At 66.1% G+C, this 16145-nt stretch carries 4 protein-coding genes; all 4 read left to right on the top strand.

The features are described 5' to 3' along the window. Positions 1 to 88: 88 nt before the first annotated feature. A complete protein-coding gene (locus tag H4687_RS44740; protein ID WP_046913448.1) occupies positions 89 to 2074 on the top strand; it encodes a caspase family protein in 1986 nt (661 codons plus the stop codon). Positions 2075 to 2102: 28 nt separating this feature from the next. Continuing rightward, complete coding sequence (locus H4687_RS44735) at positions 2103 to 5912, top strand: CHAT domain-containing protein (protein ID WP_046913447.1); 3810 nt, start codon at positions 2103 to 2105, stop codon at positions 5910 to 5912. A gap of 459 nt (positions 5913 to 6371) precedes the next feature. Continuing rightward, entirely contained in the window at positions 6372 to 15785 is a 9414-nt protein-coding gene (locus H4687_RS44730) for a Tc toxin subunit A-related protein (protein ID WP_159026076.1), read from the top strand. 14 nt (positions 15786 to 15799) lie between these two features. Then, entirely contained in the window at positions 15800 to 16129 is a 330-nt protein-coding gene (locus H4687_RS44725) for a nucleotidyltransferase domain-containing protein (protein ID WP_046913445.1), read from the top strand. The last annotated feature ends 16 nt before the right edge of the window (positions 16130 to 16145 follow it).

Below are 16145 nucleotides of genomic sequence, written 5' to 3'. Positions count from 1 at the left end.
GGTGGAAGTCGTGTCGACGGCTAGCCCCCGTGTAGGCGCCCGTACGCGTGCAGCCGTCCACGACCGCTAGACGGACAGGACTTCAACGATGCCCAAGGTCCACGCCCTGCTGGTCGGTATCGACACATACCGGCTGTCGCACCTGAACCTGCGCGGCTGTGTGAACGACGTCAGGCTGGCCGAACAATTGTTGCGCGAACGCATCGCGCCGACGGATCTAGTCATCGAGAAGCGCTGCGACGAGCAGGCCACCCGAGCTGGCATTGTCGAGGCGTTCCGCAGCCATCTCGGTGGTCTCGGCGCCGACGACATCGCGCTGTTCTGGTACAGCGGTCACGGCTCGACGGGGCCGTTGCCGGAAGAGATCTGGTACGCCGAAAGCGCCGGTATGTGCCAGACGGTGGTATGCCACGACAGCCGTGCCGACGTTGCGGACCTGTACGACAAGGAGCTCGCCGTCCTGGCGCACGAGGTGGTCAGTACGGGCGCCACCCTTGTGACGATCATGGATGCGTGCCATTCGCGCAGCGCGATGCGTGAGGGCCTGCCGCCCGACCTGCACCCGCGGCTGGCTCCCGGGTTGGAAGAGTCGCCTCGACTGCGCGATCTGCTGCCCGAGTTGGTTGCGGGTACTGCGGATCCGTCCGTGCCGGTCCCCGGTGCCCAGTTGCCCAGGCATGTGGCGTTGTCTGCGTGCGACGAGTGGGGACTGGCCAACGAGCGGCACTTCCCGGACGGCTGGCACGGCGTGTTCACCGAGGCGCTCGGTCATACGCTGGCCCGGCTCGGCCACGGCGCCACCTATCGCCAAGTGCTCAGTTACGCACGATGCCGTGTCGAGGGCCAGCTCATGCGGCAGATTCCCCACCTGGAAGCCGCCAGCGGTCTCGCCGACAGGGAAATCTTCGGCGGGGTTCTGCGGCCACGTACGGCCCGGGTCACTATGCGATACCTGCGGGGCCAGTGGGAGGTGGACGCGGGGAGCATCCACGGCGTCGTCACGGGCTCTCGGTTCGCAGTGCACCGCTCCTCGCCGTTCCGGGAGGTGGACGTTGTCGAAGTGGACACTCAGCGCAGCGTCGTCGAGCCAGTTGGGTGGGCGCCCCATGAGGAACGGCAGTACGACATGGTTCTGACCGATGTACCGCTGCCTCCTGTGGCGGTGTCGTTCCAAGCAGACCCTGAGATCGTCCATCGCTTGACCGGGGCCGTCCGGACCGCCGGTCCCGGCGGCGGCCCGTCGCCGCACATTCGCGTTGTCCCAACCAGTGATGAGTCTGTGTGCCGGCTCCGTATGCGGGTGTGCCAAGGAGACGGCGGCCGCACGATTCAGGTCACCGGCTTGGACGGTCGGCCTCTGGCGCCCCCGGTCCCCGTCGATGATCGTGGCATCCAGCAGACCGTCCACGACCTGGAGCACATTGCCCGCTGGCTTCAGGTACGCAACCTGGAAAGTGCCTCCCCTGCGCTTGAGGAGGCAATCCAGCTCGAGTGTGTCCTGGCGCTGCCGGGGCAGCGGCGTCCGCCCCGCGACGGCGTGCCAGCCCCGGTGAAGGACCTCAACTTCGCCTACACCTGGACAGGCACCGGCTGGGAGCCGCCCTCGGTCTTTGTGCGGCTGCGCAACACCACCGACCGGAAGCTGTTCTGTGTGCTGCTCGATCTGACTGACCGGCACCGCATGCATGCGGACCTGTTCCCCGGGGAGTACGTGGCGGGACACTGGACAGCGGAGGCTGGTAACGGTACGGCCGTCACGCTGTCCCTGCCCCCCGACCAGCCGGTTCAGCCGGGCGCCTCAGTCACGGACTGGCTGGTGCTACTGATCGCGGAGGAGCCGTTCAGCTCGGCGCCGTTCGCGTTGCCCCGGCTTAGGCAGACTCCCCGGCCGTCCGCCCGAGGCGGGCGGCGCGGCATCACCGGGGTCCTGGGCCAGCTCGGTCTGCTCGCGATGGAGCGTGATGCCGAGACGGCGCCGCATGTCGCGTTGGACTGGGCCGTCAAAACCGTCGAGGTCATCACACGAGTACCGGGCGGCCCTGGCGATCTTGACCAGGACCCTCGCACCCAGTAGGCGCATTGGTAAGAAACGGGGAGATCAGGTGGACTATAAACCGTTCGAACAGTGCCTATGGGCGTTCGTGCGACGCGACTACCCCGCCGCATCCGCGATCGCGATGAACATCCTGGGAACAAGCGGCGTCAGCCTGGGGATGGCGCAGATCTTCCTCGTCAGCATGCGCCGGATGGGGATGTCAGCCGCCGACGACGCGATCGCGCAGAACCTGCACGAGGCCGTCGGCGGCCCGTGGGAGTCTGCCCTCCTCGATGTCACGCTGGGCCGACGAGAGCCGGCGTCGGTCATCGCCGAAGCGGACGATGCTCTTCAGCGGTGCCAGGCTCTGTGCTACGCCGGAATGCATCTGATCACCACCGGCGACCTGGAAACCGGACGCCAGCACTTGCGCGAGTGCCTCGACCTGAACGTCACGTGCATGGAGAACCAGCTCGCATTGATGGACACGGACCTGCTCGGCCAGTGGAGCCAGGCGGCGCCTGAGGTCGATGCGGAGGTCACCCGCCTCCGGGGCTACTACCACGCTCTTCGGTCCAGCGGGCACCACGAACAGTCGATCCACATCGCCGACGTCGTGTTGGCGCTCGTCGTCGGCTGGCGCGGCAAGTTCCATCCCGAAACGGGCCGCAGTCTGAACGAGTTGGCCATGGCCTACGCCGCAATTGGTGACTGGACGCGAGCCGAGCCGCTCCTGGTTCCCGCTGTTCAGATGGCGCTGGTTTTCGATGGAATGTTCAGCGAGGCCTACGCGACCTTCCTCGACAACCTTGCCCAGGCGAAACACGCTCAGGGGCATCGCGAGGTCGCCGAGGAAATGCACCGCCAGGCTCTGCCATCCTTCGCTAGAGCGGTCGGAACAGACCACCCGTCGTACGCGACGTGTCTTGGCAACCTGGCCCTTGTGTGCGCGGAGCTCGGCAAGCACACCGAGGCCGAGCCTCTCTATCGCGAGGCTCTCGATCTTCGGCGCCGCCTCTTCGGCACCGACGACCTGCGGTATATCGGCATGGCCGACGGCCTCGCCAACGTCTACATCGACATGGGAAAGCTCAGTGCAGCCGAAGTCCTGGTAACGGAGATCGTAGAGATTGTCGGCCGCATGAACGGCGCAGACTCGCTGGAGTACGCATCGCGCCTCAAGCAGCTCGGCTACCTCTATCACCAGTTGGGTCGGCATTCCGACAGCGCCGACCGGTACCACGAAGCCCTCCTGATCGAGCACTCAAAGCTGGACTTCGACCACCCCACAGTCGTAGACACGGCTGCCCAGTTGGCGCTCGCCCAAAAGCTCGCCGGCCGGTTCAGGGAGGCGATGCTCAGTTACCAGTACGTCATGAGCCGCCAGTCAGGCGCAGACCTCGCGGTCACCACGCACAACTTCGCCGTCCTCCACCTCGACGTCGGGGACACGCGTTCCGCCCGCCGCTACGCAGAGGAGGCGATCGAACTCCATCGCTCGGCTGGCCCCGAGGACTCCGTCGACCACGCAATGCTGCTCATCGGTAAGGCTGCAGTCGACTCCGCCGAGGGACAGCACGACGACGCGGAGACCACCCTCCGCCAAGCGATGGACGTAATCGAGCAGAAGGTCGGCCGCGACAACGAACACTACGCGCACGCCTGCACTGGCCTGGCGAAGTGTCACATGGCCCAACACCGCTACGACGAGGCCGACGAACTTCTGCAGACCAGCCTCCAGTTGATGGAGGGGGCGGTGGGCCACGATGCTCCGGCCATCGCGTCCACCATCCGCCTGCGCGGAGCGGTTCAGCTCGCGAAGGGCCGCTGGGAGGGCGCGGAGAAGCTGTTGCGACACGCGGTCGAGCTACTGGGCGGGGACACCGATGCGGAACAGAAACCGCTGTACATCGAGCTGTTGCGGGATCTCGGTTCTGCCCTCGTCGGGATGGGACGCGAACGCGAGGCGATCAACGTCCTTCTGACTGCCGAGCGGCACCAGGACGATCTCGTCCTGGGGCAGTCCGCAGTGGCAGGTATGTCGTCCCTCTCCGTCGACCAGCCGGTCGCACTGCTGAACATCCTCGGCCAGCCTCGGTTCCAGTCCCCCGGCCTGGTATCGCAATTGTTGGAGGTCGTCTGGCGGCGCAAGGGAATCGTGGCAGAGGCCGACTTCATCCGCAGGCGCGAGGAGATCCACAGCAGAGAGCACGACGGCGGCGACGCACAAAGCAAACTCGCCGAGGTGCTGCAGAGCATCGAGAACGGCGAGATCCCACAGGACATCGAGAATGTGCTCGAGGACGTGCTCGCCACCTTCGCGCGCAACCTGCGGTACGGAATGTACCCGAAGATCGAGGGGGCCCACCAAGAGGTGTACGCGCACCTCATGGAGGGATGGCCCGAACAGGGCGACCTGAGCCGGGAGGATTGGCTGGAACGGCTTTACGAATACGCCGGCACGGCGGGGGCCCTCATGGGAAACCGCGACCGCCTCGAGTCCGAACTCCGGATCCTCTTTCCTGACGGCGGATGGCTGGGCGAGGTCCTGCAGCGGGTCACCCTGGAAGCCGTCCGGTCCCGGCTTCCCGAGGGTTCGGCGCTCGTCGAGTTCCTGTGCGTTCCGACACTCGACGAGACGGCCGTCCGGGCGAAAGGCGAGTCCCGGTGGGGACCCGACCGGTACTACGCCTTCGTCCTCACGCCCGGTCGCGACGACGATGTCCGCCTGATCGACCTGGGCAAGGCCGACAGCATCGACACGAACATCATCCTGCTGCGCCGCTACGTCAGCCGTGGCGGCCGGGCACGCGATATCGACCTGGGCAAGACCGCTGCGGACGACGCCGCACGGGCGACCGGCAAAGCAGCCGTCGAACTACGCAAGACCCTTGTAGACCCCTTGCGGATCAACGACCGGACGCGGTGGTTCCTTGCTCCCGACGCCCAGCTGTACACCCTGCCCTTCGAGATCCTGCCCCTCGAAGACACCCGCCTCGTCATCGATGACCACGAGATCACCTACCTGACGAGCGGCCGCGACCTGGTCCCTGCCCACGCAACCGTCCCCGAGCCGGCCAGTCCCCCGGTCGTCGTCGCCGACCCCGACTACGACCTCGCCCTCGACACGACCACCGACCCGGCTCCCCCGGACGGCGAACCAGACGAGCGACGGGCTGCGGGCCTTCGCTTCGCCCGGCTACCGGGAACCCGCGAGGAAGGCCAGCACGTCGCCGACCTGCTCGGTGTCCAGGCGTGGCTCGGTACCGATGCCGTCGAAGGACCGCTCAAACAGCAACGGTCGCCCGTCATTCTCCATATCGCCTCGCACGGCTACTTCCTCGACGACGACCAGCCGGCGGAAAGCAGCACCCGGCAGGCCGACCGCCGCGCATTCAGCGCCTTCCCCGCCCCGCTGCTCAACTCCGGGCTCGCGCTCGCAGGAGCCAACACCTGGCTGCGCCGCGGCCACCTGCCCCAAGAGGCGGAAGACGGGCTACTGACCGCAGCCGACCTCGCCACCATGGACCTGTCCGGCACCGAACTCGTCGTGCTGTCTGCCTGCGACACCGGTCGCGGGCTGGTCGCCGTCGGGCAGGGGGTGTACGGGCTGCGCCGGTCGGTGGGGATCGCTGGCGCCCGGACCCTGGTGATGAGCCTGTGGCAGGTCCCCGACCGGGAGACGCAGGAGCTCATGGAAGATTTCTACGGTCGCCTCAAGCGTGGCGAACCGCGCGGTTCCGCGTTCCGCGCGGCCCAGTTGGCGATGCGTGCCCGCAAGCCCGATCCTTACTACTGGGGCGCATTCATCTGCCAGGGCGATCCCAGGCCGATGCCCGCAGGCTTCCTGAGCGATGTCGATCCGGGTTCTCGATGACGCCGCCGACCGCCCGCACCCGGGGCGGCGTGGGCACACGCCGGTGGTGCGGTGCGGGGCCGCTCCTGCGGGTGGCGCTGTCATCGGTGAACTGAAAGGCGACGGCCGTCTCACCGCGCCCGCAGCCGGGTGAGAAGTAGGGGGTCAAGGCCCGCGTCGCCGGTCGACAGCAGGAACACATCGCTCGCACCGTCAGAGCAGCGTGTATGTCTAGGCCGCCCTACGCCTGCAGGCCTTGGGCGGGCTGCGTGCCACGTGGCCCCGGAACCGTGAGTTGATAGTCGGCTATGTGTACTCCGTCGGCGGAGCAGCAATTGCGAAATCTAGCCCTACAGACTCAGAGTCGTTACATAGCGGGGCAAGAGGGGCGCCTAGGCCTGTCCATGGTGCTGACTCAGCGGAAACGCATGGCAAGACGTGCTCCGAAAACACGGCGCGTTTGACACTGGGAGCAGCATCATGCCAGCAGAGCGGTCATATCTGATCACTGGAACGATTACGGATTCTAAGGGCAGTCCGCTGCCGGACGCGCTGGTCCGGGCCTCCGGGCCGGGGCAGGGTCACCAGGATTCACCGCTCGGGGAGGCCTTTACCGAGAGCGCCGGCCGCTACCGGATCAGGGTGGATGAGGACTCCTCAGATCCGCATACCCACGTCGCCACGGTCATCATCAAGGTGCTGATCGACGGAATCGTGGTGGGCACGAGCAAGCCGAACCGCAAGCAGGCACCGGAGACGGTGATCAGTCTAAAGACGGGGTTCCAGCCAACGACGCCCGCCCAGCGAACGGTGAGCGGCATCGTACGGGACCAGTTCGGCCAGGCGATGCAGAATGTAACCGTGCAAGCGTTCGACCGAGACCTACGGACGGAGCAGTTGCTCGGTCAAAAAGCCGTGGGCCCGGACGGACGCTATGAGATCTCCTACACCGACAACAAATTCAATGCGGACGAGAAGGGATCGGCAGACCTGGTTCTTGTTGTGCTCAGATTCAGCACGGTCTTGTTCCGGTCTCCGGTGCACTACAACGCGCCCGCCGACTACGAGGTCAACCTGACGCTTCAGGGTGCGGTCTATTCCGGGCCTTCCGAATGGGAGGTGCAGACGGGCGTCATCACACCGCTACTCGGCACTCTCGCGCCGATCGACCTGCGCGAGGACCAGCAGCATCAGGACGTGTCGTTCCTCGTCGGCGAGACCGGCTATACGGCGCTTGAGATCGGCACCTGGGTGGCCAGCTGGCGGCTCGCCGACAGGACCCAGCGGGACGGGACGCCGCTGCCTGCCGAAGTCTTCTTCGCCTTCCTCCGCCAGGGCGAGCCATCGATCTTCCGTGAGTCCCTGCTCGCCGACGTCCAGCACCCCGAGCGCATCATTCTGATGGAGGAAGCGCTGCTCCGGGCGCTGTCCGGTCTGGATGAACAACGGCAGCGAGACCTGCTGGTCAAGGCCATCGACGACAACCTGGTGTCGGCCAACCTGCGGCCCAGGATCGGTGAATTCCTCGCGGTCCTTGCGCGCATCAGGCTCAAGTACACGGCCGACATCACCGTGGGCGGAGGCAAGGGCACGATCGGCCAGCTGCTCAACGTCGCCAATGTGCCGGCCGACCAGCGCACCACGATTCTCGCCACGATGTCAGACCACACCGGATCGCTGGCCGAGCTGTGGAAGCGGCTGGATGATGATCCGTCACTGCCGGACGCCACCGTCAAGAAGGTGCGGACCGTAGTGGAAATCGGGTCGCTGACCCGCAATCACGTGCCGCTGGTAACGGTGCTGGCCGACGACATCAACAGCGGCCGACTGACGAAACGCGCTCTGGCGCAGTATTCCAAAGCGGACTGGTTCGACGTGTTCGCGCGACGGCTTCCCAACGGCACTCCGGTCGGCGTGCCGGACAACATGGACGGCACCACCACCGAGGAGAAGAAGGCGACGTACGCGGCCATCCTCGACCAGCAGTTCGAGCGGTCCTATCCGACCGCGTCCCTGGCGGCGAAGATCGTCCGATCTGACTCGTCAGCGGAGCAGCTGAGTCGTCGTGTCGCCCGGTTCCTGGATGATCATCCTGACTTCCACCTCGACCGCTTCCGGATCGACCACTACCTGGCTGAGCAACTCTCACGGAACGGTGGCGACCGCCAGCGACAGGACGGCGCGGCAGCCGCCCAGCCAGATGCCGAGCTCCTCGCGGAGCTCGCTTCGGTGCAGCGGGTGTTCAAACTCAATCCGACGTTCAGCGCCGCGAACGCCCTGCTGTCCCAGAGCATCGACTCCGCCCAGCAGATCTACTTCATGGGTGAGGGGCAGTTCGTCAGTGTCCTGGCCGGGTCGATCAACAGGATCGAGGCGCGGAGGATTTACCGCCGGGCGGAGAACGCGTACGCCCTCGCATTGACCACCTTCGCCGACTACAACCGCGCGCTGACCGGGGCCCTGCCCGCCGCCCTGCCCAGTCCGCAGACGACGCCTGAGTCCCAGCTTCTGGCGGGTGCCTTCCCTACCCCGCAGGCAGAACTCGAGCGCGAGCCCCAGCCGAGAACCTTGCCCAGCCTGCAGACCCTCATCGGATCCCTCGATTACTGCGACTGCCCCGCCTGCCGGTCGGTGTACAGCCCGGCCGCACATTTCGTGGACGTCCTGCGCTTCCTGGGCGACCGCGGCACTCAGGGCACTGGCCCCCACAGCGGCAAAGGCGTCCTTCAGGTTCTACTCGAGCGACGCCCCGACCTCGGCGACGTGGAGTTGAGCTGCGAGAACACCAACACCGCCGTTCCGTACATCGACCTGGTCAACGAGATTCTGGAAGACGTCGTCACTCCCCCCGCGCTGGTTGTCCTGGATCCCGGGATCGTACCGAAGCTGGTCGAAGGGCCGATCGCACCGGAGATCCTGGCGGAGCTGAGGACGAAGGACGTCGCCATCAGCGACGACGCCTGGGTGTACGCCCCGGACAGCCAGGGCCGGTGGGTGATCAGGGACAGCACCCACTCGTACAGCGTCTTCCACCGGGGAGCCGCCCTCTTCTTGCGGGCGACCCGTCAGACGACCGGCTCCGCGGCCGAGGTACGCGCCAATCCCGAGCATCTGAACCTCTCCGCTTACACCAAGCTCACCGGCGAGGTGTTTCCGTTCAGTCTGCCGTTCAACCTCCCCAACGAGCAGAGCCGCGGCTACCTGGATCAGCTCGGCGTGCCGCAACCGCGGCTGCTCGGACTGTTCCAGCGGTCCTCACCGGACGGCGCGGCGAAGACGCCGACCGACGCGCAGGTCGACTGTGCGCTGTTGGGGATCGGGGATGTCGAGCGGCAGGTCCTGAGCGGCACACTCGGGCGTCAGCCGTGGGAGTACTGGGGACTCGCCGAGACCGGCAACTCCATTCCGCACCCGGACACCCCGACGGACCCGACCCAGAACGTGACCGGTACCTGGATCGAAGTGCTCGCCAAGGTGCCCGTGATGCTGCACCGGACCAAGCTCGCCTACCGAGACCTGGTGCAGCTGCTGGAGATGCGCTGGGTCGATCCGGCAAATGCCCTCACCATCCTCGAACCGGCCGACCCGAACGCGGCCGCCTGCGACACCTCCTCCTTCACCATCGGTGGCCTGACCGCGGACGCACTGGGCCAGATCCACCGTTTCGTGCGGCTCTGGCGGCGGCTGGGAATTCCGATGTGGGAGCTCGACCGCTACCTCACTGCCTGGACCCTCAACGACACCGGGCTGCGCGGCATCGCCTCGATCCGGCGGTTGCAGGAGCGGACCGGGCTGGACTGGTCCACGCTGGTCACGGTGTTCGCCGGCTTCGACGACCACGAGTACGTCGACCGCGCCACGGACGGAGGAATTCCGGTCCAGACCGTCTACCAGCGCCTCTTCCGGAACCGGCTGGTGGACGCAACCGGCGGCTTCCCGCCGCGGGCCGCCGAACTCGGCGGAACGATCGGCCAGCGGGTACCTGGCCTGCTCGCCGGCCTACGCCTCAGCGAGAGCGACCTCGGCCTCATCCTGGCCGACCGATCGCTGGACTTCGGCTCCCCGCTCAACGCCGGGGTCCTCGCCGACCTGCACCGGATCACCGCACTGAGCCGAGGGCTCGGCCTCACCATCGGTGAATTCCTTCGACTGGGGAGAATGTGGAGCTCCGACCCCTTCACGTCGCCGGCCAGCGCCGTGGAATTCAGCAGCCTGGTCGATCAGGTGACGTCATCGGCGTTCTCCGTCGCTGACCTCGACTATCTGCTGACCCACCACTTCACGGTCAATTCCGGCATCGCGCTGGAGGACCGCGCCGTACTGGCCTTTCTGAAACAGCTCAGACAAGGCCTCACGGAGATCGCCGACCGACTGGCACGGCAGAAGGACGAAACCGACGCCGACTACGTCACCACCCGTCTGGGGCTCGTCCCCACCCTCGCGGCGGACGCCGACCTGGTGACCGCAATGGCCCTCGTGAACGGCAGCTGGACAGGTAGCACCGCCGAACGCGAGGCTCTCATCGACCGCTACTTCGGTGTCCTCTTCAACGATCTGACCGAAGCCCATACGAAGCTGGCCGCGCTGCCGCCCGGTGAGACACCGGCCAAGCGACAGGAGCGGATCGACGCACGGTTCGCCTTCGTCATGCCGAAGCTGCAGGCGTTTCTGCTCCGTGCGCAGAAGGACCTCTACGTCGACCAGCAGGTGGCCGCGCTCCTCGGAATCGACGAGCCTTCCGCAGAGACGGCGTTGACCAGGCTCCATCTGCCGAGCTCGACCACCGATCTGCGCAGGGTGATCAACGACCCCCGGCTGCTCGTCACGGCGGCTGACGGCAGCTTCCAGTTCCCCCTGGACGAGCTGACCTTCTCGGACATCTACAAGGCCCTGCGGCTCCTGCACAAGGTCGCGATCGTCATCGGCAAGCTGAACATGAAGCCCGCCGAGGTGAGCTGGTGGCTGTCCGGCGACCACGCCGAACGCCTCGGCTGGATCCGGGCCGACATGCTTGGCTTCGACCAGAGCATCACCGTCGCGATCGGCCGATGGACGGCGATGCAATGGTTCTTCGACTGGAAGTCGCACCTGCCCGCGTCCAGCCTGTCCGCGCTGGACTTCGCCGACGAACTGCTCTCGCCGACCGCGCCGTCCACTGCCACGATCACCGCGCTGGCCAAGCTGACCGCCTGGCGCGCCGAGGACATCACCGCGCTCGTCACCGCATTCGGCTGGCTGACAGCGACGGGCGTGGACCAGGTCAAAGCCCAGCTCGCGAGAGCGGAGAATCTCCGTCGTGTCGCGTACTGCATGGCGGCACTACCCCGGCTGGGCGTCGAGGCGAAGCGGGCCATCGCCTGGGCCGACGCCACGCCGAGCGCCGCGATCGCCGATGGGATCAAGCAGGCACTCAAAGCGCGCTACGACCTGCCGCAATGGCTGAAGGCCAACCGGCCGGTGCAGGACGCGTTGCGCGAGCGGCGCCGCGATGTCCTGGTGGACTGGCTGGTGGCGCACCCGGACCCGATCCAGGGTCAGCACTGGACCGATGCGAACGGCCTGTACAGCCACCTGCTGATCGACGTCGAGATGAGCGCCTGCGCGCTGACGTCCCGTCTGAAGCAGGCCACCGGCTCCGCCCAGTTGTTCGTCCAACGTGTACTGCTGAACCTCGAGCCGGACATCGTGGCGAGCACCGTCAAGGACCCCAAGTGGAAACAGTGGCAATGGATGCGCCGCTACCGGATCTGGGAAGCCAACCGCAAGGTCTTCCTCTACCCGGAGAACTGGATCGAGCCGGAACTGCGCGACGAAAAGTCACCGTTCTTCGTCGACCTCGAGAACGAACTCCAGCAGAACGACGTCACCGCAGAAACCGTCGAACAGGCCTACCGCGGCTACCTCGAAAAGCTGGACAAGGTGGCCAATCTCGAGATCCGCGCGATGTACGAGGAGCGGATCGGCGACGAGTCCGTGCTCCACGTCGTGGGCCGTACCCGCAGCAACAAAGGAGCTGAGTACTTCTACCGCACCAGAGTCAACCGGGCCCGCTGGACCCCGTGGCAGCCGGTCGGCCTCGAGATCCAGTCCGACCATCTGACGCTGGGCATGCACAACCGCCGTCTCTACATGTTCTGGCCGCAGTTCCTGGAGAAGGCGACAGTCCCAGACCGCGTACCGACCCCCAGCGCGAACTCTGCCTTCTTTCTGCCGACGCCGGACAAGTACTGGGACGTCCAGATGTACTGGAGCGAGCTCAAACAGGGAAAGTGGACACCGAAGGTCCTGTCGGACACCCCGATGACGGTGTCACGCCTGGCGACCGCCGTCTTCGTGCTGGATCGCATCACCTTCCGGACGAGAACGGCACCGCAGATTCGGACATGCCTGTTCACGAGCCCGGTCCCGGACTGGCTCGCGCCGAACGGCAAGGACTACTTCGAGAAGCTGGGCCCGCAGATCACGCCTGGTGAGGCGGCCCTCGCCGAGCACCTCGTCTCGCCACCGAACAGCCGGTTCAGTGGAAATCTGATCCAACACCTCGACCCGCCCCAGTACTTCTACTACTCGTCCGAGATCGATTCCCCGAAAGACGAGCCGCACCGCATTCAGTCCCATTCGAACGCCGAGCCGATCATGCTGCTGCAGAACATCGTGCCGGGCCGCACCTGGACGGTGATCGACTCGCAGGCCCTGGGGTTCGCCGGTTCCGGTTCCTTCTTCACCTGGGATCCCGCACGGACCTATTTCGTCGACTACGACCACCGCACCTACTGGACGTACTTCTCCCGAGCCTGGCACAGCTGGTCCATCTCGTCGTTCCGGTTCCAACCCCACTACCACCCGTTCGTGGAACTCTTCATCAAGGAGCTGAACACCTGGGGTCTGCCGGGCCTGCTGAACCGGCGCATCCAGGTCAGCCCGGAAACCGTTCCAGGCAGCGCGAGTCCGTTCGATTTCGCGGCCTACCAGCCCAACAACGATACGGTCGCGCGTCCGTGGCCCACGGAGGAGGTGGACTTCGACTACGAGGGCGCGTACGCGGCGTACAACTGGGAGCTGTTCTTCCACGTGCCGATGTTCATCGCGGGCAAGCTCGCCGCCAACCAGCGGTTCGAGGAAGCGCTGGAGTGGTACCACTCCGTGTTCAACCCGACCAGCACCGACACCGCGACCCCCGATCCAGACACCCCGCAGCAGAAGTTCTGGATCACCAAGCCGTTCTACGAGACGACCAAGGCCGACTACTACCAACAGAAGATCGAGAACATCATGAAGGTCATCGCCAAGGGCGATGCCAAGTTGCAGGCCCAGGTTACCGAATGGCGCGATCACCCGTTCAATCCGCATCTGATCGCGAGAATGCGCACGGTCGCATACCAGAAGAACGTGCTGATCAAGTACATCCAGACACTGATCGCCTGGGGTGACCAGCTCTTCGGTCAGGACACCGTCGAATCCAACAACGAGGCGACTCAGCTGTACGTGCTGGCCGCGACGATGCTCGGGCCTCGGCCCAAGAACGTGCCCCGCCGGGTACCGAACCCGGTGCGGACCTTCTACCAGCTCCAGGCGGCCGGGATCGACGTGTTCGGCAATGTGCTGCGGCAGGTGGAGAATCTGCTGCCAGGCGTCCCCGCCCCGTCCGCGCCCGTTCCCGACGGCCCCGAACTGCCGCGCCTGGATGTGCTGTACTTCGGCATCCCGACCAACGAGAAGCTGCTGACGCTGTGGGACGCCGTCGATGACCGGCTGTTCAAGATCAGGCATTGCATGAACATCGCCGGGCAGGTCCGTCAGCTGCCGTTGTTCGAACCGCCGATCGACCCCGCCCTGCTGGTCAAAGCCACGGCGGCCGGTCTGGACATCGGCGCGGCGCTCAGCGACATCAGCGCGCCGATGCCGGCGTACCGCTTCTCGGTGATGCTCCAGCGCGCGCAGGAGGTCTGCGCCGCGGTCAGCAACCTCGGCGCGGCCATGCTCAGCGCTTTGGAGAAGCGCGACGTCGAGGCGTTCACGGCGCTGCGGTCCAGTCATGAGATGGCCTTGCTCGATCTCCTGCGGGATGTCCGCGACAGCCAGGTGGCCGAGGCGCGGGAGACCTGGGAAGCCAGCCTGCGCAGCCGCGATGTCGTCGAGCTCAGACGGGCCTACCACCAGCGGTTGCTCGACGAGGGCCTGAACACTGGAGAGCACGTCTCACTCGCCCTGTCCGGCGTCTCGCTGGGCTTGGAGGCGACAATCGTGGTCGGAACCATCCTGAGCGGTGGTCTGAAACTGATTCCGACTTTTCTGGCCGGTGCTGCAGGCTTCGGCGGTACGCCTACCGTGTCGGGGTCAACCGGCGGCCCGCAGATCGGGGGCGCGGCTGAGTCGGCGGTCTCCGTGCTGCGCTCGCTGGCCACCGCGGCCGAGAAGGGTGCCAGCGTGGCGAGCGTGCTGGCCGGGCATGCCCGGCGCGCGCAGGAGTGGGAACACCAGGCGGCGATGGCCGCCACGGAGCTCCCCCAGGTCGACAAGCAGATCCTGGCGGCAGAGATCCGCCACCGGATCGCCGAACAGGAACTCCGCCATCACGACCGCCAGCGGGAGAACGCAACTGCCGAGGAGGACTTCCAGCGCACCAAGTTCACCAACAAGGAACTATTCGACTGGATGGTCGGCCAGCTGTCCGCCGTGTACTTCCAGAGCTACCAGCTGGCGTTCGACCTGGCTAAGCGGGCTGAGCGGTGCTTCCGGCACGAGCTGGGGCTCTCTGACTCGAACTATGTCCGCTACGGCTACTGGGACAGCCTGCGGAAGGGCCTCCTGGCCGGCGAACGGCTCGGACACGACCTGCGCCGACTGGACGCCGCCTATCTGGAGCTCCACAAGCGCGAATACGAGCTGACCAAGCACATCTCACTCGCCGACCTGGATCCCGTCGCACTGCTGCAGCTGAAGACCAACGGTGAGTGCTTCATCGACATCCCCGAGGCGATCTTCGACCTGGACCACCCGGGGCAATACTTCCGCCGGCTCAAGACGGTCTCGCTGTCGGTACCGTGCGTCGTCGGCCCCTACGGAACGGTGGGGTGCACGCTCACTCTGACCGCGAACAGCCTGCGCAAGGACGCCTCCCTGCTGGGCGGGAAGTACCCCAGGGACCCTGCGGGCGACATCCGGTTCCGCGACGGAGTGACAGCGGTCCAGTCAATCGCCACCAGCTCCGCCGTCAATGACGCCGGAGTGTTCGACCTGCGGTTCGACGACCAGCGGTATCTGCCCTTCGAGGGGGCCGGCGCGATCAGCTCCTGGCACCTGCGGCTGAACTCCGAGATCGCACAGTTCGACACGGACTCCATCTCGGATGTGGTGATCCACCTCCAGTACACCGCGCGCGAGGGTGGCGGACTGCTGCGCACCGAGGCGCTCAAGGACATCGACAAGACCTTGTCCTCCGTGGCCCTGGCCGGCGGACGGAACGGCCTGTACCGAGTGCTGGACCTGAAGCGTGAGTTCCCGGACGAGTTCTACCGGTTCCTGCATCCCGCGAACCCGACCGACGACCAGACGATCGAACTCGGTGACCTCACCGATCGGCTGCCGTCATTCACCCGCGCCTTCGCCACCAAGAAGGTGCGGCGCGTGGAAATCGCCGCGCGAATGAAGGACACAGCCACGTACGAGGTGCAGCTCGCGCCGCTGGGCTCCGGGTCCGGCGATCTACTCACGCTGGCCCCCGACCCCACATACCGGGGCATGCACCGCGCGACCAAGGATCTCACCGGCCAGGAGGCGCCGATGACCGGCTGGACGGTGAAGATCCGCAAGGCCGGCGCCCCGGACTTTGACTCGCTGCCCGCGGACGCGGTCGACGAGCTCTTCCTCATCCTCAACTACACGGTGGACTGAACATGACTGGACTCATGACGGACGAGGAAATCGACTCCATCGTCGGACGGATCGTTGAAGTGGCCCGTCCGGAACGCGTCCTCATGTTTGGCTCGTACGCCAAGGGCCGGGCGACCGTGAACAGCGACCTCGACCTGCTGGTCGTGATGCCGACCGACGCGCCCGCCCTGGTACGGGCATCGGAGGTGGAACCCTACCTGGGCGGCTGGGCGGTACCAGTCGACCTGCATTTCGTCACGGCCGAGGAGCTCGAGGAGTACGGCAGGGAGGAACACCACTTCCTGCATTCCGTCCTCAGATCCGGACAGACGCTTTACCAGCGAGATCGGGAGTCAGGAGCATAGTGGCGCCCAAGCCGCA

The organism is Streptomyces stelliscabiei, from assembly GCF_014873495.1.
In the GTDB taxonomy this organism is placed as follows: Bacteria; Actinomycetota; Actinomycetes; order Streptomycetales; family Streptomycetaceae; genus Streptomyces; species Streptomyces bottropensis.
The sequence above is the reverse complement of the archived record's forward strand: the minus strand, read 5'-3'. Positions and strand labels throughout refer to the sequence as shown.